Raw genomic sequence first — 19,602 nt, 5'->3', positions numbered from 1 at the left:
CGGGTTCCCGCGCCGAGCTCCGGCGTTCGACGCCCGGCAGCCGGCGTCTACCGTCGGCCCGGGGTCGTGGTCTCGAGGCGTCTCGCCGGGCGCTGGGCGGGGACGCCGGTGCTCGCGGTGCCGCCGGGCCGGGTCGGCACGGCCGGGAGTCGGACCACCGCGTCCAGGCCGCCGCGCGGCGCGGGCCGCAGGACCACCTCGCCGCCGCTCGCGTGGGCGAGGCGCTGCACCAGGGCGAGGCCCAGACCGGTACCGCCCTTGGGGGCGTCCGGGGCCCGCCAGAAGCGGTCGAAGGCCCGTCGGCGCTGTTCCTCGGTCATACCGGGGCCCTCGTCCATGACGTGCAGCTCGACCCAGGCCGGACCGGCCGGCCGGTGCGGGTTGCGATGGGGGTGGCGATGCGGGAACCGGCGCTCGTGGGGCGTGTGGTGGCGCGGGTCGACGGAGACCGTGGAGCCCGGGGGCGCCACCCGCAGGGCGTTGGACAGCAGGTTGTCGAGGATCTGTTCCACCGCCCCGGGCAGCGCCAGCACCTCGCCCGCGTAGTCCCCGGCCAGCGCCAGCCAGACGCCGTGCTGCTCGAACAGCGGCGTCCAGGCCCGATGGCGCTCCGCGCACACCCGGCCCAGGTCGACCGGCTCGCGTTCGGCGGCGCTCTCGTCCAGCCGGGCCATCGCCAGCAGCCCCTCGACCATCCGGGCCAGCCGGTCGGTCTCGGTCAGCGCGGCGGTGAGCGAGCCCCGCGCGTTCAGGGCGATGTCGTTCTCCAGGTTCTCCAGCCGCAGCCGCAGCGCCGCGAGGGGCGTCTTCAGCTGGTGCGAGGCCTCGCCTGCGAAGGCCCGCTGGGAGGCCAGCAGGTGTTCCAGTCGGGCGGCGGTCCGGTTGAACGTCGCGGCGAGGCTGCGGACCTCCGGCGGCCCCTCGGTGATCGCCACCGGGGTGGCGGCGCCGCCCATGGCCAGCTCGTGCGTGGCGCGTTCCAGTTCACGGATCGGGCGACCGGTCCAGCGGGCGATGACGAACCCGAGCGCGGCCACCGCGGTGAGCGCCGCGAGTCCGCCCAGGGCCAGCAGCAGCCAGACGTGGTGGACCCGTTCGGACACCATCCGGGTCGGCACGGTGATCCGGACAGCACCCTGTTCCTCGACGCCGTGACGCACCGGGGTGGCCACCGCGAGGTACTGCACACCGCCGATGGTGGAGGTGCGCACGTCGGCCGTCGCGGTACCGCGCAGCGCGGCGGCGATGCCCGGCCAGGAGGCGAGAGCGCCCTCATCCCGCTCGGTGAGCGGATGCGAGGACGCCAGCAGTGCGCCGCTCCCGTCGACGATCAGCACCTTGCCGCCGATGCGTTCGGCGCAGTGCGCGGCCCGCTCGGGCAGGTCCTGCGCCGCCCGGCCCGCCGAGATGGACAGCGAGGCGAACGCCGAGACCGACTCCGCCTCGTCCTTGGCCGCGTTGATCACCCGTTCCCGTTCGCCCCGCGAGTACACGAAGCCCAGCGGGATCTCCAGGCAGAGCAGGACCAGGGCGGCGAGCGTGAGGTAGCTGAGCAGCAGCCGACGGGTCATCGGTAGGCCGCCGAGTGCCGCTGGGTACGGTCAGGCACCGGCGGCGTCTGTGCCGGCGACGGCGGATACGGGTATGCGGGCGGTGGTTCGTAGCCATGGGGCTCGTAGCCGTGCGGGTCGTGGGCGCGCTGCTCGTAGGCGTGCGGGTCGTGGGAGTGCGGTTCGAGCGCCGAGGGGTCGTAGGCAGTCCGGGCGTGGGCGGACCGGGCGTGGGCGGCGGGCTCGGTATGGGACGGAGGAAGGGGGACCGGTGGTTCGTACGGCTGCCGCGCACTCGGGGAGGCGGTGTGCACCGCCAGCCGGAAACCCACTCCACGCAGCGTCTGGATCCACGCGGAGTCGCCCAACTTCCGCCGCAAGGTGGCCACATGGACGTCCAGCGTCTTCGTCGGCCCCTGGTAGTGCGGGTCCCACACCCGGTCGAGGATCTGCTGCCGCGAGTACACCGCCCCCGGATCCTCGGTGAGCAGCGCGAGCAGCTCGAACTCCTTCGGCGTCAGTGTCACCGTCTCCTCCCCGACCCACACCTGCCGGGTCCGCCGGTCGACGACCAGGGGACCGGCGGCAGCGGTGGCTGTGACGGCCGCTGCGACGGCGGGCGCGGGCGTGGTGGCCGTCGCGGTGCCCTCGAAGGTCTCGAACGCCTCGGGAGTCGGGGGTGAGAAGGGGGTGGCGGCGGGTGCGAAGGACTCTCCGCCGGCCGGCTCCCGTCCCGCGAAGCCGGCCGGCTCCCGTCCAGTGAACTCTCCTTCGCTCAGGCCCCGGTGGGTCCTTCGGGTCACCGCGCGCACCCGCGCCACGAGCTCACGCATGCTGAACGGTTTCGCCAGGTAGTCGTCGGCGCCCAACTCCAGGCCCAGCACCCGGTCGGCCTCCTCCCCCCGGGCGCTGAGGATGATGATGGGGACGTCGGAGACCTGCCGGATGCCCCGGCAGACGTCGATGCCGTCGATGTCGGGCAACCCCAGGTCGAGCAGGACGACATCGCCGTACGGCCCCCTCAACCCCTCGTCGCCGGTGCCGACATGACGTACCGCCAGCCCGAAGTTCCCGAGGCCCTCGACGAGCGGTTCGGCGATCGTCCGGTCGTCCTCGATGAGCAGGACTCGTACACCCATGCGTTCCCGTCTCTCCTGTGCGCCGAATTCGCGTGTTCCGTTGATCCGTCACGCTACAAGAACGGTCAGGAAACCGCCTCACCCCTCCTGGACAATGTGAGCAGCGGCTCAACTCCCGACGAAAACTGTCCCATTCTTGTCGGCGGTTTAGTGTTCCTCTAACCTTCGCCTGGCAAACGCTCCTCTACGGTGATGAGGAACTGGTCGGACCCCCATGCCGACCAGCTCTGAACTGGTCTGAACTGGGAGGATCCGTGAAGGCATTGCTGGACCGCGCCCGCTCGTTCAAACGACGGGTCGACTTCGAAAGCGGCGAATACCGGCGACTGGCCGAGGGGCAATATCCCGAGGCATTGTTCATCACCTGCTCGGACTCACGGGTTATACCCGCACTGATCACGGGCGCCCGGCCCGGTGAGATATTCGAGCTGCGAAACGCGGGAAATATCGTTCCGCCGCACGGCCGGCCGGCCGCTTCCGGCGAGGCCGCCACCATCGAGTACGCACTGGAGGTGCTCGGCGTTCAGGACATCGTGGTGTGCGGCCACTCCCACTGCGGTGCCATGGGCGCCATCAAGTCCGGGGACGACCTGTCGGCCCTGCCCGGCGTGGACGCCTGGCTGCAACTGGCCCGCCCGAGGCTGGCGCCCGTCCTGGACGGCGACGTCGAGGACCCGTCGATGCCGGACGTGGCCCAGCTGAACGTCGTCAACCAGCTGACCGCGCTCCGCGGTTACCCGGCAGCGCGACGGCGTCTCGACGAGGGGCGACTGCGACTGCACGGCTGGTACTACGAGGTGGACACCGGCCAGGTGCACGAACTCGACGACGATGACGGCCTGTTCCGGGTGCACGCGGCATGAGCGGCACCCACGCCAGGCACGCCCGAAGCCGGGGTGCGGGTGCGGACACGGGCGCCGACTGGGGCACGGATACGGGCTCGGGCACGGATACCGACTGGGATACCGGTACCGACTGGGGCACGGGCACGGATACCGACTGGGGTACCGGTACGGACTGGGGCTCGGGTACGGACCCGGGCAGGGGTGCGGACTGGGGCTCCGCGGACAGCGACGGAAGGGGCCGCACGTTCGGGGAGGCGGCCGGGCTGGCCGGTCCGCCACGTCGGCCGGCCGCGCCACCGCCCCGGCCCATGGCCCCGCCCACGCCCACCCCCGTCTCCACCACCGCCCCGACGCCGACGCCCGGGCGGGACACGACCGCGAAGGCCGCCCTGAAAGCGGCTGTCCCGAAGGGTGACCTGGCCACCGAGATCACCGCGTCTCTCGTCGTCTTCCTGGTCGCGCTCCCGCTGTGCATCGGTGTGGCCGTCGCCTCGGGCGTCTCCGCCGAGCTGGGCATCATCTCGGGCGTCATCGGCGGTCTCGTGGTGGGCGCGGCGCGCGGCAGCACGCTCCAGGTGAGCGGCCCGGCCGCCGGGCTCGCCGCGCTGGTCGCGGAGACCGTCCTCGAGTACGGCGTGGCCATGCTCGGCGTGATCGTGCTCTTCTCCGGGCTCCTTCAGATCGTCCTCGGCCTGGTGAGACTGGGCCGGTTCTTCCAGGCGATCTCCCTGGCCGTCGTCCAGGGCATGCTCGCCGGTATCGGCCTGCCGCTGATGTTCGGCCAGGCGTATCCGGCGGCGGACGCGAAGGCCCCCGGCACCCCGCTGGAGAACATGGCCGGCATCCCCGGCCTGTTCGCGGACACGGTCGCCGACCCGCAGGCGATGATCGCGGCCGGGCTGGGCATCGTCACGGTCGTGCTGAGTGTCCTGTGGAAGAAGGCACCGGGACCGGTCAAGAAGGTGCCCGCGGCCCTCGTCGCGGTGGGCATCGGCATCGCGGTCGCCGCGCTCCCGGGCGTCGACGTCAAAACGCTCCAGGTGGGCAACCTGCTGGCCTCGGTCGACGTGCCGGGCCCGGAGCAGTTCGCCGGCCTGGCGAACGCGGGCATCATCACCGCGATCCTGACCTTCACGGTGATCGCCTCGGCGGAGTCCCTGTTCACGGCCGCCGCGGTGGACCGTATGCACGACGGTCCGCGCACCCGCTACAACCCCGAGCTCATCGCGCAGGGCGTCGGCAACACGATCGCGGGACTGCTCGGCGCCCTCCCCATCACGGCGGTGGTGGCCCGTAGTTCGGCGAACGTCCAGGCGGGCGCCAAGACCCGGCTCTCGCGCACCCTGCACGGCCTGTGGCTGCTGGCGTTCGCGCTGCTGCTCCCCCAGGTGCTGGCCCTGATCCCGATCTCGGTCCTGGCGGGCGTACTGGTCCACGCCGGCTGGAAGCTCTTCGCTCCGCACGAGTTCCCGAAGATGTGGCGGCAGGACCGGGGCGAGTTCGCGGTCATGACGCTCACCACGCTGGTCATCGTGGCGACGGCGCTCCTGGAGGGCGTCCTGATCGGCCTCGCGGCGGGCATCGTGCTGGCCGCCGTCCGCATGTCGCAGACGGTCATCCGGCAGCACACCGAGGACGACACCGCGAAGGTGGTGATGGCGGGCAACGCGACCTTCCTACGACTGCCCCAGGTCATCGAGGCCCTGGAGTCCGCCGCCGAGGCCGGCAAACCCCGGATCCGGCTCGACCTCACCGGCGTGACCCACCTCGACCACGCCTGCCGCAGCCAGGTGGAGGAGTTCACCGCCCAGCAGCGCGGCAAGGGCCTGCGGGTGGAGCTGCTGATGCCGGGCCTGGCGAAACGGCCGTCCATCGGAGCGGAAGCGGCACCGGCCGCCGACGGCCTCGCGCGGTCCGACGCGCTGCCCCGCCGCCGGACGGCCCCGGCACCGGCCCCCGCCACCGTCTCCGCGTCCACCCCTGTGTCCACCCCCGGCCCCACCGCCGAGTGGTTCTACCTGGACACCACGCCGATGCCGCAGGACTTCGCCCAGAGGTACGCGGAGGAGTACGCCCCGGGCCACTCGGAGGGATACCCGAGCGGGTACGGGGAGGGCTACGGCGAGGGGTATGCGGCCGGGCACAGGGGCGAGTACTCCCCCGGGTTCGCGCGGGGGCAGATGTGACGGGACAGATGTGCAGAGAGCAGGTGTGACGGGGGCAGATGGGGCGAGGGCAGACGGAGCGAGGGCAGACGGGACCACGGGAGCGCGGCGCGGACAGGCCTGCGCCGCGGATGCCCCCACCGGCCGCACGACCGCACGACCGCGCGCCGCTCGCAGAGCCCGCGGGCCCCGCGCAGCTGAGGTACGACGGCACAGAGTGCGTCCGGCTGCTCGGGTCCTGCCCGAGGTGAGCGCCGAAAACGGCCGGGATCAGGCCTTGAGGGCGTCGTAGGACACCCCGGTCAGCTGCTCGGAGGCGGCCCACAGCCGCTCCCCCGCCCGGTCGTCGCGGGTCCAGGACGCGCGCCGCGACGGCGCGGGCGCCCCCCGCCACATCGCGAGGGACGGCCCGGTGAACGAGTCCGGGCGGACACCGGGCGCGGTGGCCGCGTGGAGGGCGGGCAGCGCACCGGCCTCGGCGGGCTGGGCGAAGACCCGGTTGCCGAGCTCCATCAGCCGCTCCGCGACCCGGCGCCCCTCCGAACGCGGGCCGGCCGTCTGGAGGTTGGTCGCCGCGTACCCCGGATGCGCGGCCGCCGCGACGACGTCGGCCCCGGCCGCCGTGAGTCGGCGCGCCAACTCGTGCGTGAACAGCAGGTTGGCGGTCTTGGAACGTCCGTAGGCCGTCCAACGGCGATAGCGGCGCTCGGAGTTGAGATCACTCGGGTCGATGTTGCCGAGCAGGTGGGCCATGCTGGAGACGGTCACGACGCGCGCCCCGGCCGGCCGGTCCTGCGCGGCGAGCAGCGCGGGCAGCAGCAGCCCGGTGAGGGCGAAGTGCCCGAGATGGTTGACCCCGAACTGCGTCTCGAACCCGTCGGCGGTGGTGCCGTACGGCAGCGCCATCACACCCGCGTTGTTGACGAGCAGGTCGAGCCGCTCGTACGGCAGCGCGTGCGCGAACTCCCGCACGGAGGCGAGGTCTCCGAGGTCGAGCGACCGCAACTCCACCTCGGAGTGCGGCACTTCACCGCGCAGACGCTCGACGGCCTCCCGCCCCCGCCTCTCGCTCCGGCAGGCGAGCACCACCCGGGCCCCCTTACGGGCGAGCTCCCGCGCGGTGACGTACCCGAGGCCGCTGTTGGCCCCGGTGACGACGGCGGTGCGACCGCTCTGATCGGGGATGTCGTGCGCGCTCCAGCCGGACATGGCCGTACTCCCTCCGCAGTTTGCGCGTGCAGCCTACGACGCTCCCGGTCACCCGCCCCGCATCTCCCGGTTACGACATGTCCACGACATGGCTACCCTGCGCTTCTAACGTTCGGCAGCGGCACGACCCCCGGAACGTCCCCAGAACGCCCCCAGCACGTCCCCGTAACGACCGACCCGTCGCCGGGACCGGCGTGCGGGCAGGTTCACCACAGCAACCCTGGGAGTGAGCGTGGAACGTCGTACCTTCCTGCGTGCGGCCGCGATCGGCGGCTCCTCCGCCGTACTCGGCGGAACCCTCTGGCGCGGCGCCGCATACGCCGCCCCCGCCCAGCCCGGCACGGGCCCGTACGGGGCGCTCGGCGCGGCCGACGCCAACGGCATCCGGCTTCCGAGCGGCTTCACCAGCCGGGTGATCGCCCGCTCCGGGCAGACGGTGTCCGGGACCTCGTACACCTGGCACAACGCCCCGGACGGCGGCGCCTGTTACGCGGACGGCACGGGCTGGATCTATGTCTCCAACTCGGAGATCAACCCGTCGGGCGGAGCGAGCGCGGTGAGGTTCTCGGCGACGGGCGCGATCACGGCCGCGTACCGCGTCCTGTCCGCCACCCGCCAGAACTGCGCGGGCGGGAAGACCCCGTGGAACACCTGGCTGTCCTGCGAGGAGGTCGACCGCGGGTACGTCTACGAGACCGACCCCTGGGGCACCAAGGCGGCGGTCCGCCGGGACGCGATGGGCCGCTTCAAGCACGAGGCGGCGGCCGCCGACCCGGTCCGCAAGGTGATCTACCTGACCGAGGACGTGACCGACGGCTGCTTCTACCGCTTCAGGCCGACGAGTTGGGGTGACCTGTCCTCGGGAACACTGGAGGTCCTGGTGGCCGGGACGGCCACCAGCGGCCCCGTGACCTGGTCCCCGGTCCCCGACCCGACCGGCGCCACCGCCACCCGCAACCAGGTCTCCGGCGCCAAGCGCTTCAACGGCGGCGAGGGCTGCTACTACGCGAACGACACCTGCTGGTTCACGACGAAGGGCGACAACCGGGTCTGGCAGTACGACGCGGTCGCCCAGAGAATCGAACTCGCCTACGACGACTCCCTGGTGACCTCCGGCACGGCTCCCCTCACCGGGGTGGACAACGTCACGGGCTCGGCCTCCGGCGACCTGTTCGTGGCGGAGGACGGCGGCACCATGGACATCTGCCTCATCACCCCGGACGACGTGGTCGCGCCCTTCCTGCGCATCGACGGCCAGTCGGCGTCCGAGATCACGGGCCCGGCGTTCTCCCCGGACGGCACCCGCCTGTACTTCTCCAGCCAGCGCGGAACGAGCGGGAGTTCGTCGGGCGGGATCACCTATGAGGTGAAGGGCCCGTTCCGGGCCTAGGGGCGCCTGGGCAGGCACTTCGGGATTGACAGGAACTTGACAGCGGTGCGGAGGAACGGGGTCGGGCGGCGGCTCGTTACTCGCCAACGAAGTCGAAGCGGAGTGAGACCGCACACCCGGTGCGGCCACAGTCCGCCGTGTCACACCGTTCGTCGCCGTACCCCGTTCGGCGCGTTGCCCGTTCGGCGCGTTGCCCGTTCGCAGAGTTACGCCGTTCGCCGCCCGCACCCCACTCCCGGAGGCACGTGACCATGAACCCCGCCCCTACCCCGGCCCCCGCTCCCCTGCCCGGCGCCCCCACCCCGTCCCGCCGCACCGTACTCGGCGGCGCGGCCCTGGCCGCCCTCACCCTGACGGCCACGACGACCCCGGCCACCGCTGCGACCAAGTCGCGTCCGGCGGGCTCCGGTTGGCCGACCGAGTACCCCCTCCCCGACGGCTGGCTCCCCGAGGGCATCGCCATCGGCGGCAAGCCGTACGCGTACCAGGGCTCCCGCGCCAACGGCGGTGTCTTCCGCACCGACCTGCGCACCGGCGAAGGCACGGTCCTGTACGCGGGCGGTACCGGCCAGGTGGCGGTCGGCCTGAAGCTCGACCACGACGGACTGCTGTACGTGGCGGGCAGCACGGGAGTGGCGCGGGTCATCGACTCCCGCACGGGCCGACTGGTCACGACCCACCAACTCACCCCGTCGGCAGGTCACTTCATCAACGACGTGACCCTGCTCGGCGACCGGGCATGGTTCACCGACTCGCGGGACGCCGTCCTGTACGGCGTCCCGCGCGGCCGCGCCGACGGCGGGATCCGCGCCCTGCCCCTCACCGGCGACTGGGTCCAGCTCCCCGACGTGAACAACGCCAACGGAATCGTCGGAACGCCGGACGGCCGGGGTCTGATCGTCGTCAAGAGCACACCGGGCGAGCTGTACAACGTGAACCTCAGGACGGGCCGGGCCACGAGGATCACGCTGTCCGGCGCGGCCGACGTCGTCAACGGCGACGGCCTCTACCGCATCGGCCGCACGCTGTACGTCGTCCAGAACCGCCTCAACAAGATCACCGTCTGGTCCCTCGACCGCACCGCCACCTCCGCGACCCTGACCCGCACGATCACCGACCCCCGCTTCGATGTCCCCACCACGGCAGCCCGCTACGGCGACCGCCTCTACCTGGTCAACGCGCGCTTCACCAGCCCGCAACTCCCGGAGACGACGTTCACGGCGGTGGCGGTGTCGATCTGACGTCCGTCCGACGCACCGGGGAGGGACGGCACCCGACGAGAGCGCGGTTGCCGTCCCCGCGCGATGCGTACGGCCCCCGAGTACCCGAATACCCGAGTACCGCTGCTGCTCCGCGGCTGTCCGTCACACACTCGCGACGCGATAGCCGTCCGCACGAACTGCTCGCGGATCCGCTCCTCCGCCTGCCGGGCGAACGCGGCCGACACCGATATCGGCGGTCCGGCATCGGCATCGGCATCGGCGAGCAACGTCCCGTCGAGCCGGGCCTCCCAGCCGTGGCGCAGCACCCAGAACGCCGGCGCGCCGCCGAGCGCTGAGTCCACCCACACCACACTCCGCGGGGCGGGCAGGCCATGGGCCCGGTACACCTCGGCGACCGCCGCCTCGGCCGCAGGCCGGTCACAACTCTCGGTGGACAGGCCCACCTTCACCGCCACCTGTCGGCTTCGGCCGCCACCCGGGCCTCGACCGCCTCCGTCACCAACTCGTCCTACCCCCATACCGGCGGAGCCCTCCCCCTCGGATGGCTGTGGCTTCCCCCGGCGAACACCGGCTACACGCCCGGCCGTTTGCCGAACCGGCAACAGAACTCGCGCCGAGCACACCGGGACCGCAACCCTCGGAACCGACAGACGATCTCAAGTCATGGAGGGCCGATGTCGCACCAGACCGCGAACGACGTGAAACACCGCATGGTCCCCTCTCCCGCGGGCCGTGTCCACGTGGTGGAACAGGGCGAGGGCCCGCTGGTCCTGCTCGTGCACGGATTCCCCGAGTCCTGGTACTCCTGGCGTCACCAGTTGCCGGCGCTGGCCGCGGCCGGGTACCGCGCGGCCGCCATCGACGTCCGCGGCTACGGCCGCTCCTCCAAACCTCGTGCCACGGACGCCTACCGCATGCTGGAACTGGTGGAGGACAACGCCGCCGTCGTCCACGCCCTGGGCGAGCGGTCCGCGGTGATCGTCGGCCACGACTGGGGCGCGACGATCGCGGCCCACTCCGCCCTGCTGCGCCCGGACGTCTTCCACGCGGTGGGCCTGATGAGCGTCCCCTACACCCCACCGGGCGGACCGATGCCGACCGAGGTCTTCGCACAGATGGGCGCGACGGGCGGGGAGGAGGAGTTCTACGTCTCCTACTTCCAGGAACCCGGCCGCGCGGAGGCGGAGATCGAGCCCGACGTACGAGGCTGGCTCGCGGGCTTCTACGCCGCCCTGTCCGCGGACACGATGCCGGCGGCGGGCTCCCCCGACCCCCACTTCGTCACCCGGGGAGGAAAGCTGCGCGACCGCTTCCCCACCGAGGGGCTCCCCGCCTGGCTCACCGAGGCGGACCTCGACCTCTGCGCGGCGGAGTTCGAGCGAACCGGCATGACCGGCGCCCTGAACCGCTACCGCAACATGGACCGCGACTGGAAAGACCTCACAGCCTTCACCGGCGCCCCGATCACCCAGCCGTCCCTGTTCCTCGGCGGCGCCCTCGACGCCTCCACGACCTGGCTGGCCGCCGCGATCGAAGCATTTCCCACAACCCTCCCCGGCCTGTCCTGCTCCCACATCCTCGAAGACTGCGGCCACTGGCTCCAACAGGAACACCCCGAAGAGACAAACCGACTCCTGACCACCTGGCTGTCCACACTGCCGACCTGAACACCCACCGACGCAACGAAGGGCGGCACCCGCTGCTGGGGTGCCGCCCGTACACACGCCGACCAACCGACGCCCATCAGTCCCGCCGAATCAACTCCGGGTCGATGCGCCGGCCGATCAGCGGCAACGCGCCCAGAGCGGCGACGACCACAACGCCCAGCGCGGAGGCGAGCAGCAGCGGCAGCCCGGCCCCGTCCCAGAAGACGGCGCCCCCACCGGTCACCAGGTAACTCGACTCGGCCATCTTGCCGGTCACCACCGCGAGCACGAGCCCGACAGCCAAGGGCAACACGACCTGGGCGACCTGAACGGTCCGGAGCGTCCGCGGTCTGGCCCCGAGCAGCGCCAGCGCGGTGACCTGCGGCCGGCGTTCCACAGCCCGATCGGTGGCCGCGACGAGGTAGGCCGCCACGCCGATGATCAGGCCCAGGACCATGCCCACGGCGAGGAGGGTCTTGATGACGGTGATCTGCTGGAGAGCGGCGGCATCCACACCGTCCGTTTCGACCTCGACCGTGGGGTCTACGCCCGCGATGCCCTCAAGTACGGAGCGCACGGTCTCCGGGGCGGAGCTGCTGAGCAAGGCGAGCGTGGCTCGGTCCTCGGGACGGAAACCGGCGGGGAGTGCGGACGGAGGGATGAGAACAGTGCCGCTGCCGACCATCTGCGCTGCCGTGTCGTCGTGATACCTGATCGTCTGGCGCGGCACCTGCACCGTGACGACCCGACGCTTCCCGTCGGAGTTCCGCAGGTGGAAGGGGAAACCGCTCCCTGGCTTGCTGTCCTCGTCGTAGGTGTGACCGGGAATCATCAGCCGCGCGGGACGTCCCTCGACACAGTTCTCGACCACTGACGCCATCCTGCGCAGCTGAGCACAGGTGGCGATCACCGCGTCGATGCTCGTCCATGTCTCGCTGTCGGGGTCAACCCACGATTGCGCCTGAATGGCGTGGCTGCGGACGCCCGGCACCTTTGTCAGGGCCCGCTCCTTGTTCTCGGGAACGTCGTCGAGCGCCATGGTGTAAAGCTGGACCGGAGACGTGTTCTTGGATACCTGGTCCAACTCGACGAGCACGCCCTGTGTGAGCGACGCCGCGTAGACGAGCAGCACCAGGCCGATCGCCACTCGTAGGGCTCCGCCCGGCTCGACCTCGTTGCGGCGCATGGCGAGGCCCAGCGACAGCGAGCTCGTGGCGCGGGCCACCCTACGGGCCAGTGCACGCGAAAGGATCGGCAGCGAGAGCACGAGGCCGGCTCCGACCAGTACGACGGCGAGCGGCATGAGGATCGCGGAGAGCGACGTGTCCGTGGGTACATTTCCCGTCGCGCCGACCACGCAGTAGCCGATGACAATGCCCAGTCCAGGAACAAGCGGGAGCAGGCCCCACAGGCGAGGCGGTTTCTCCACCGCGCTGCGCCGCACTGCCAGCGGGTTGGCCGCAGCCTTCTTCGCTCCGACCCGGCCCACGAACCAGGCAAGTGCCGGACAACCCACCAGGCAGATCATGAGCGTCGTCCCGGACAGCGAACCATCGGCCGGGTACCACTTGAAGCCGGGCAGTCCCATCCGTGAGACCAGTTGATTGACGACCCAGTAGGCACACAGGCCGAGGACCGCTCCCAGGAACGCGGCGGCGACGGTCTCGGCCGCGTTCACCCGCTGCGTGCCCTTTCTGCTCAGACCGAGCAGGCGCAAGGCGGCCAACCGCCTCATCCGGGAGGCGGCGGACAGCCGGGCACACACGGAAAGGAACACCGCCAGCGGTAGCAGTACGACACCGGCCAAGGTGAATCGCAGGATGTCGAGCGTGGAGGGCTCTACGGTGGGAAAGCGCGCTTCTTTCCAACCGAATCCCGACAAGTGGCCGCCCCCCTTCAGCTCTTCAGGCCTGGCGCCGACGTACGCGTACAGCTCATCGGGCTGCGCCAGCCCTTGGGCGGAAATCAGGCCCATCTCTCGCCCCGGCAGCAGTTGAGCAAGGCCGGGATCGGTTCGCAGCAGCTCGTGCAGCCGGGGGGACACGAACACCTCCCCAGGACCGGGGAATTCACGCAGCCCGGGTGGCGGGGCAATGGGCGCGCCTACCTGTGCCAGGAAGATCCGGGTGAGGGGTTCGGAATCGTAGGGATCCATTCTGGTTAGCGCTAGCCCGTCCCCTGCGATTGAGAGACAGCTACCTCGCCCGTTCGAGCAATCTGGCTCACGAGCTGCCTTGCGGGCATCCTGCGCGGCCAGAATGCCCGGAATCGCAAGGACGACCGCCAGGCAGCACACACCGATCCCACTGCCCACAACCATGAGCAGGAATCGCACTCGGTTACCTCGTCCGCTCCCCAGCAACAGCCGAAGCCCCAGGAGGAGTTCCTTCACGACGTCTCCCGCACTTGAGCCGTGAGGGTTCCGTCACGCATGGTGTAGCGAGTGTCCGCTCGGGCTGCCACCTGCATGTCGTGCGTCACAAGCAGAACTGCCGTCCCCTGTGATCGCGCAAGGGTGAGGAACTCCTCAAGCACTGCCGTCGCATTGCTGCTGTCGAGCGAACCGGTGGGCTCATCCGCAAAAACGATGGCGGGCTTGTGCACCAGCGAACGGGCCACCGCCACGCGTTGGCTCTGCCCCCCGGACACCTGCGACGGACGTCGTCCACGCACATCAGCAAGGCCGAGCCGTCCCAAGACCTCACCAGCCGCGGCAAGAGCGTCGGCCTTGCGCTGTCCAGCCAGCCGGAGTGGTAGCGCGGTGTTTTCCTCGACGGTCAGCTCAGGTAAAAGCTCACCGTACTGGAAGACGAAGCCGAACCGTTCACGACGGAGGGTGCTTAGCTCCTCGTCATTGAGAGCCCCCAGAGAGTGCCCTTCGAAACGGATCTCGCCGCAGGCAATTGGCAGTACCCCTGCCAAGCAATACAGCAGCGACGACTTACCCGACCCGCTTTGACCAGTGATCGCCGCAACCTCTCCCCGACGCAAGGAAATCTGCGCTTTCCTGACAGCCGACATCTCCCCGTAGAAGAGGTCAACTCCCGTGGCGGAAAGAACTTCTGACGTGTTGATCTGGTTCCCCAATCAAGATCCTGAGCCCAGGCGATTCGTACCTGAGCTCGAGAAGTCAGACCGAATCAGCGATGGTCCCAGTTGTACGAGAAGTCCTGCTCGGGAGCACAATTGTCCGGGCGAAGTGCACCTCGGTCGCGACAGACTCGCAACTTGACCTTTCCCGTATAGCGCTGCGCGCCGTCCCAGTTGGACTCATGCAACCGAACCGAGCGCCGCTGCTTTCCGTAGTAGCGCACCCAGTCGTGTCCGTGGATCTTGACTTCGACATAGACGTTATGCCGGTCAGTGGTGATCGTGTCTTTGAGGTGACCCCACCATTCGAAGGCGCCATGGTTCGTTCCGGGCCGATTGAACTTGTACTTAGCGTGGTTGAACTCGGCGCCCAGCGGTGCGAGCTTCGGGATCTTCCCCTGCACCGGCGAATCCACCGCCGCCACAGTCCCAGTGAACGCCAGGCCGACCGCAGCCAAGCCGAGCAATGCCCTCTTCATGCACACCTCCGTAACCATCAGCGACGTGGTCGTCGCTGCATGTAACGGACTGTAGCGGCACGTAAGTTGACAGAAACGATCTATCGCCCCACAACCATCACATCAGGCGATCGACTTCAAGCCACGCCCCGCCCGAAAACCACAAGAGGACGGCACCCCCGCACAGGGTGCCGTCCTCCTTGGTGCGCCGGGGCCGTCGCCGATCGGTGAGGGTCGGGGACCGGCGGTGGCTCCGGGGTTATCGGGGGGTCAGCGGTGGTCGCTGCCCGTCGACTGTGAAGCCGCCCGGCCCGCTTCCAGTCGCGCGACCGGGATCCGGAACGGGGAGCAGGAGACGTAGTCGAGTCCGACCTCGTGGAAGAAGTGGACGGACTCCGGGTCGCCGCCGTGCTCGCCGCAGACGCCGAGCTTGAGATCGGGGCGGGTGGCGCGGCCGGCCTCGACCGCCAGCTTCACCAGGGAACCGACGCCGTCCCGGTCGATCGTCTCGAACGGGGAGACGCCGAAGATGCCCTTCTCCAGGTAGGCCGTGAAGAACGAGGCCTCCACGTCGTCGCGGCTGAAGCCCCACACCGTCTGGGTCAGGTCGTTCGTGCCGAAGGAGAAGAACTGCGCCGCCTCGGCGATCTGACCGGCGGTCAGCGCGGCGCGCGGCAGCTCGATCATCGTGCCGATGGAGAGCTTCAGCTGGACGCCCGTCGCCGCCTCGACCTCCGCGATGACCTCGTCGGCCTCCTCGCGGACGATCTCCAGCTCCTGGACCGTGCCGACGAGCGGGATCATGATCTCCGCGCGCGGGTCGCCCTTCGCCGCCTTGCGCTCGGCGGCGGCCTCGGCGATCGCCCGTACCTGCATGGTGAACAGGCCGGGGATCACGAGACCGAGGCGTACGCCTCGCAGGCCCAGCATCGGGTTCTGCTCGTGCAGGCGGTGGACGGCCTGGAGAAGCCGGAGCTCGTTCTCGTGGGGCTCCTGACGGGACTCCGCCAGCGCCACGCGGACCGACAGTTCGGTGATGTCGGGGAGGAACTCGTGCAGCGGCGGGTCCAGGAGCCGGACGGTGACCGGCAGGCCGTCCATCGCCGAGAAGAGCTCCACGAAGTCCTGCTTCTGGAGCGGCAGGAGCGCCTTCAGCGACTCCTCGCGCTCGGTCTCCGTGTCGGCGAGGATGAGGCGCTCGACCAGCTCACGACGGTCGCCGAGGAACATGTGCTCCGTGCGGCACAGACCGATGCCCTGAGCGCCGAAGCGACGGGCGCGCATCGCGTCCTCGGCGTTGTCCGCGTTGGCGCGCACCCGCAGGCGGCGCTTGCGGTCGGCGAACGCCATGATCCGGTGCACGGCCTCGACCAGCTCGTCGGCGTCGTTGGCGCCCGCGTGCATCCGGCCCTCGAAGTACTCCACCACGGGAGAGGGGACGACGGGCACCTCACCGAGGTACACCTTGCCGCTCGACCCGTCGATGGAGATGAGGTCGCCCTCCTCCACCACGTGCCCGCCCGGGACCGTCATGCGGCGACGCTTGGTGTCGACCTCGAGCTCCTCGGCACCGCAGACGCAGGTCTTGCCCATGCCTCGGGCCACCACGGCCGCGTGGGACGTCTTGCCGCCGCGTGAGGTCAGGATGCCCTCGGCCGCGATCATGCCGTCCAGGTCGTCGGGGTTGGTCTCGCGGCGGACCAGGATGACCTTCTCGCCGGAGCGCGACCACTTCACCGCGGTGTACGAGTCGAAGACCGCCTTGCCGACCGCCGCACCCGGCGACGCCGCGATGCCCCGGCCGACCTGCTGGACCTTCGCCTCCTCGTCGAAGCGCGGGAACATCAGCTGGGCGAGCTGGGCGCCCGTCACCCGCTGGAGCGCCTCGGCCTCGTCGATCAGGCCCTGGTCGACGAGCTGGGTGGCGATGCGGAAGGCCGCGCCCGCCGTGCGCTTGCCGACCCGGGTCTGGAGCATCCACAGCTGACCGCGCTCGATGGTGAACTCGATGTCGCAGAGGTCCTTGTAGTGGTTCTCCAGCGTCTCCATGATCTGCATCAGCTGGTCGTACGACTTCTTGTCGATCGACTCCAGCTCGGCGAGCGGGACGGTGTTGCGGATGCCCGCCACCACGTCCTCGCCCTGGGCGTTCTGGAGGTAGTCGCCGTACACGCCCTGGTGGCCGGAGGCGGGGTCGCGGGTGAACGCCACGCCGGTGCCCGAGTCGGGGCCCAGGTTGCCGAAGACCATGGAACAGACGTTGACGGCCGTGCCCAGGTCGCCGGGGATGCGCTCCTGACGGCGGTAGAGCTTCGCGCGGTCGGTGTTCCAGGAGTCGAAGACCGCGTGGATGGCGAGGTCCATCTGCTCGCGGGGGTCCTGCGGGAAGTCGCGGCCGGCCTCGGTCTTGACGATCTTCTTGAAGCGGGTGACCAGCTTCTTCAGATCCGCGGCCTCCAGCTCGGTGTCGACCGTGACCTTCTTGGCCGTCTTCGCGGCCTCCAGCGCGTCCTCGAAGAGCTCGCCCTCGACGCCGAGGACGGTCTTGCCGAACATCTGGATGAGGCGACGGTAGGAGTCCCAGGCGAAGCGGTCGTCGCCGGCCTGCTTGGCGAGGCCTTGTACGGACTTGTCGGAGAGGCCGATGTTGAGGACCGTGTCCATCATTCCGGGCATCGAGAACTTGGCGCCGGATCGGACCGAGACCAGCAGCGGGTCGTCGGCCTGACCGAGCTTCTTGCCCATGCGCTGCTCCAGCGCGTCGAGGTGCGCACTCACCTCGTCACGCAGTGCCGCCGGCTCGTCGCCGCTGTCGAGGTAGACCTTGCAGGCCTCGGTGGTGATCGTGAAGCCCGGCGGGACGGGAAGGCCCAGGTTGGTCATCTCGGCGAGGTTGGCGCCCTTGCCGCCGAGGAGGTCCTTGAGGTCCTTGTTGCCCTCGGTGAAGTCGTAAACGAACTTCACGCCCTCAACGGTCGCGGCCTGCTCGACTACCTGGAGATCTTTGTTTTCCGACACGGGTCTCGACTCCTCGAGGACGCGGTGGCTGCCCTGACGGCCAGGAACATACCCAGATCAAAGGCTCCTGGGTACGTCCACTCGCGCGTCATGTGCCCGTAACCAGCCGTCCGCCAGCGGATCGAAAGTCAAGGCTTGGCAAGCGCACGGCCGTCGATGTTTTCACTTCTTGAACGCACACACCTCCCTCGCGTCCCATATTACGCTCAGATGAGCACCGCATGGCACGATTGATTTCGATCGATGAACGATCAAGGGGTGGCACTGAGTGCCACCCCTTGGAGAAGTGGATTCGCTCTTGATCCGCTCATCTGAGCATCTCCCCCCTCAGGGGTGGCGAGAATCACGCTCGAATCCGGCTTCCGTGGGCGCCTCGATTTCACGATACGGACGCGCACGCGGACCCGTGCGAGGACGGAAACCCGCCCGTCACACGAGCGTCCCTCACACCCCGAGCGCCAGCAACCGCTCCTCCGCCCGCTCCGGCGCGTACAGGTGCTCCACGACCAGCGCACCCGCTCCCACCAGGGCCGCACGCTCTCCCAGCCGCGAGGTCACCACGTCCAGACGGGCCGTGGACCGGGGCAGCGCGCGCTGGTAGAGCAGCTCGCGCACGCCTGTCAGGAAGGCGGTTCCGGCCAGATCTCCGGCGATCATCAGAACCCCGGGATTGAGCAGCGTCACCACGGTCGCCAGTACGTCCCCGACCCGGCGCCCGGCCTCACGGGCCAGCGCGGCGGCCTGCGGGTGTCCGGCGGCGAGCAGGTCCCGCACATCTGAGCCCGAGGACGCCGGAACGCCCGACTCCGCCAGTCTGCGCGCCACGGCGCCACCGCTGGCGACCGCCGCGAGGCAGCCGTAGGACCCGCAGCGGCACAGCGCCTCCGCGCCCACCCGGATGTGCCCGATGTCGCCGGCCCCACCGTCGACGCCGCGGAAGATCGAGCCGCCGACCACGACCCCCGCGCCGATTCCTGTCGACACCTTGACCAGCACGAACGCCGAACAGTCGGCGTATCCGGTGCGCTGTTCGCCGTAGGCCATGAGGTTCGCGTCGTTGTCGACGAGGACGGGGACAGCCATCGCCGCGCCGCCACTCGCACCTGCACCCGCCCGTCCACCCGCACCCCCACTCGCGGGCCCACCCGTACCCACACCCGCGCCCGTTTCCCCGTCCCCGTCCGCCGTTCGTTCGGTGAGGGCGCGTTCGGTGAAGGCGCGGGACAGGCGGCCCCTTATGTCGTAACCGTCCCAGCCGGGCATGATCGGCGGCTGGACGACCCGGCCGGTCTCGCTGTCGACCGGGCCGGGGACGGCGAGCCCGATGCCGCACACCTCGTCCGGCCGGTGGCCCGCCTTCTCCAGCAATTCCACGAACCAGCCGCCCAGCTCGCCGAGCACCGCGTCCGGCCCGTCCTCGATGACCAGCGTGCCGCCGTGCTCGGCCAGGATCTCGCCGGTCAGCGTCAGCACGGCCGCCCGTGCGTGCCGGGTGTCCAGGTCCGCGGCCAGGACGACCGCGTGGGCGTCGTCGAACTCCAGGGTGATCGAGGGGCGGCCGCCCAGCGGGGAGTCGACCGGGCCGCCGGCGCCCTCGCGCAGCCAGCCGGCGCGGAAGAGGCGGTCCAGACGCTGGCCGACGGTGGCTCGGGAGAGACCGGTGGCCTGCTGGAGGGCACCACGTGTCGTCGCCCGCCCCTTGCGCACCAGTTCGAGCAGATCTCCGGCACTGCCCTGGCCTCGCCCCGTCATGCGCACCCCCTTGTGTTTCTCAAGCCTGCATTACATATTGAGTTTTGCGTGTTAAATAGACGTAACCCTACGGTAGCCGCTGCCGAACCAGTCGGCACTGTCGTCTTCGGGGAGCCC

General features: G+C 70.2%; 12 protein-coding genes and 1 pseudogene. 5 read left to right on the top strand and 8 right to left on the bottom strand.

Annotation, left to right across the window (positions count from 1 at the left end):
• Positions 1–47: 47 nt before the first annotated feature.
• Together ACIPFH_RS02790 and ACIPFH_RS02785 are read right to left on the bottom strand one after the other, a co-directional pair.
• A complete protein-coding gene (locus tag ACIPFH_RS02790; RefSeq protein WP_401822364.1) occupies positions 48–1,571 on the bottom strand; it encodes a sensor histidine kinase in 1,524 nt (507 codons plus the stop codon).
• A gap of 251 nt (positions 1,572–1,822) precedes the next feature.
• Positions 1,823–2,689, bottom strand: a pseudogene (locus ACIPFH_RS02785) (response regulator transcription factor); the annotation flags it as partial.
• 254 nt (positions 2,690–2,943) lie between these two features.
• Between ACIPFH_RS02785 and ACIPFH_RS02780 the strand changes: the two are divergent.
• Both ACIPFH_RS02780 and ACIPFH_RS02775 read left to right on the top strand, forming a co-directional pair.
• Positions 2,944–3,552 carry a carbonic anhydrase gene (locus ACIPFH_RS02780; protein ID WP_401822362.1) on the top strand — a complete coding sequence of 203 codons (609 nt, stop codon included), beginning with the start codon at positions 2,944–2,946 and terminating at the stop codon, positions 3,550–3,552.
• 290 nt (positions 3,553–3,842) lie between these two features.
• A complete protein-coding gene (locus tag ACIPFH_RS02775) occupies positions 3,843–5,720 on the top strand; it encodes a SulP family inorganic anion transporter (RefSeq protein WP_401823710.1) in 1,878 nt (625 codons plus the stop codon).
• Positions 5,721–5,969: 249 nt separating this feature from the next.
• Here ACIPFH_RS02775 and ACIPFH_RS02770 read toward each other — a convergent pair whose 3' ends face one another.
• The gene (locus ACIPFH_RS02770) at positions 5,970–6,908 is read right to left on the bottom strand and encodes an oxidoreductase (RefSeq protein ID WP_401822360.1); all 939 of its coding nucleotides are present in this window, start codon (positions 6,906–6,908) and stop codon (positions 5,970–5,972) included.
• 232 nt (positions 6,909–7,140) lie between these two features.
• On the opposite strand from ACIPFH_RS02770, the gene ACIPFH_RS02765 reads away from it, so the two are divergent.
• The 3 genes from ACIPFH_RS02765 to ACIPFH_RS02755 all read left to right on the top strand — a co-directional run bounded on the left by ACIPFH_RS02765 (position 7,141) and on the right by ACIPFH_RS02755 (position 11,188).
• The gene (locus ACIPFH_RS02765; protein ID WP_401822357.1) at positions 7,141–8,298 is read left to right on the top strand and encodes an alkaline phosphatase PhoX; all 1,158 of its coding nucleotides are present in this window, start codon (positions 7,141–7,143) and stop codon (positions 8,296–8,298) included.
• Positions 8,299–8,549: 251 nt separating this feature from the next.
• Positions 8,550–9,539 (top strand): SMP-30/gluconolactonase/LRE family protein, encoded by a 990-nt coding sequence (locus ACIPFH_RS02760; RefSeq protein WP_401822354.1) that lies wholly within the window; start codon positions 8,550–8,552, stop codon positions 9,537–9,539.
• 656 nt (positions 9,540–10,195) lie between these two features.
• A complete protein-coding gene (locus ACIPFH_RS02755; RefSeq protein WP_401822353.1) occupies positions 10,196–11,188 on the top strand; it encodes an alpha/beta fold hydrolase in 993 nt (330 codons plus the stop codon).
• A gap of 76 nt (positions 11,189–11,264) precedes the next feature.
• Here the strand turns inward: ACIPFH_RS02755 and ACIPFH_RS02750 are convergent, their stop codons facing one another.
• From ACIPFH_RS02750 to ACIPFH_RS02730, 5 genes are all read right to left on the bottom strand, one after another.
• The gene (locus ACIPFH_RS02750; RefSeq protein WP_401822351.1) at positions 11,265–13,322 is read right to left on the bottom strand and encodes an FtsX-like permease family protein; all 2,058 of its coding nucleotides are present in this window, start codon (positions 13,320–13,322) and stop codon (positions 11,265–11,267) included.
• 233 nt (positions 13,323–13,555) lie between these two features.
• On the bottom strand, positions 13,556–14,254 hold the full coding sequence (locus ACIPFH_RS02745; RefSeq protein ID WP_401822350.1) for an ABC transporter ATP-binding protein: 699 nt from the start codon (positions 14,252–14,254) through the stop codon (positions 13,556–13,558).
• 53 nt (positions 14,255–14,307) lie between these two features.
• Positions 14,308–14,736, bottom strand: coding sequence for a hypothetical protein (locus ACIPFH_RS02740; protein WP_401822348.1), 429 nt, complete (start codon positions 14,734–14,736; stop codon positions 14,308–14,310).
• Between the two features lie 249 nt (positions 14,737–14,985).
• Positions 14,986–17,733, bottom strand: coding sequence for a pyruvate, phosphate dikinase (gene ppdK / locus ACIPFH_RS02735; protein ID WP_401822345.1), 2,748 nt, complete (start codon positions 17,731–17,733; stop codon positions 14,986–14,988).
• Between the two features lie 444 nt (positions 17,734–18,177).
• Positions 18,178–19,485, bottom strand: coding sequence for an ROK family protein (locus tag ACIPFH_RS02730; RefSeq protein WP_401822342.1), 1,308 nt, complete (start codon positions 19,483–19,485; stop codon positions 18,178–18,180).
• Positions 19,486–19,602: the final 117 nt, after the last annotated feature.

The organism is Streptomyces sp. NPDC088157 (assembly GCF_044741545.1).
Taxonomy (GTDB): domain Bacteria; phylum Actinomycetota; class Actinomycetes; order Streptomycetales; family Streptomycetaceae; genus Streptomyces.
The sequence above is the reverse complement of the archived record's forward strand: the minus strand, read 5'-3'. Positions and strand labels throughout refer to the sequence as shown.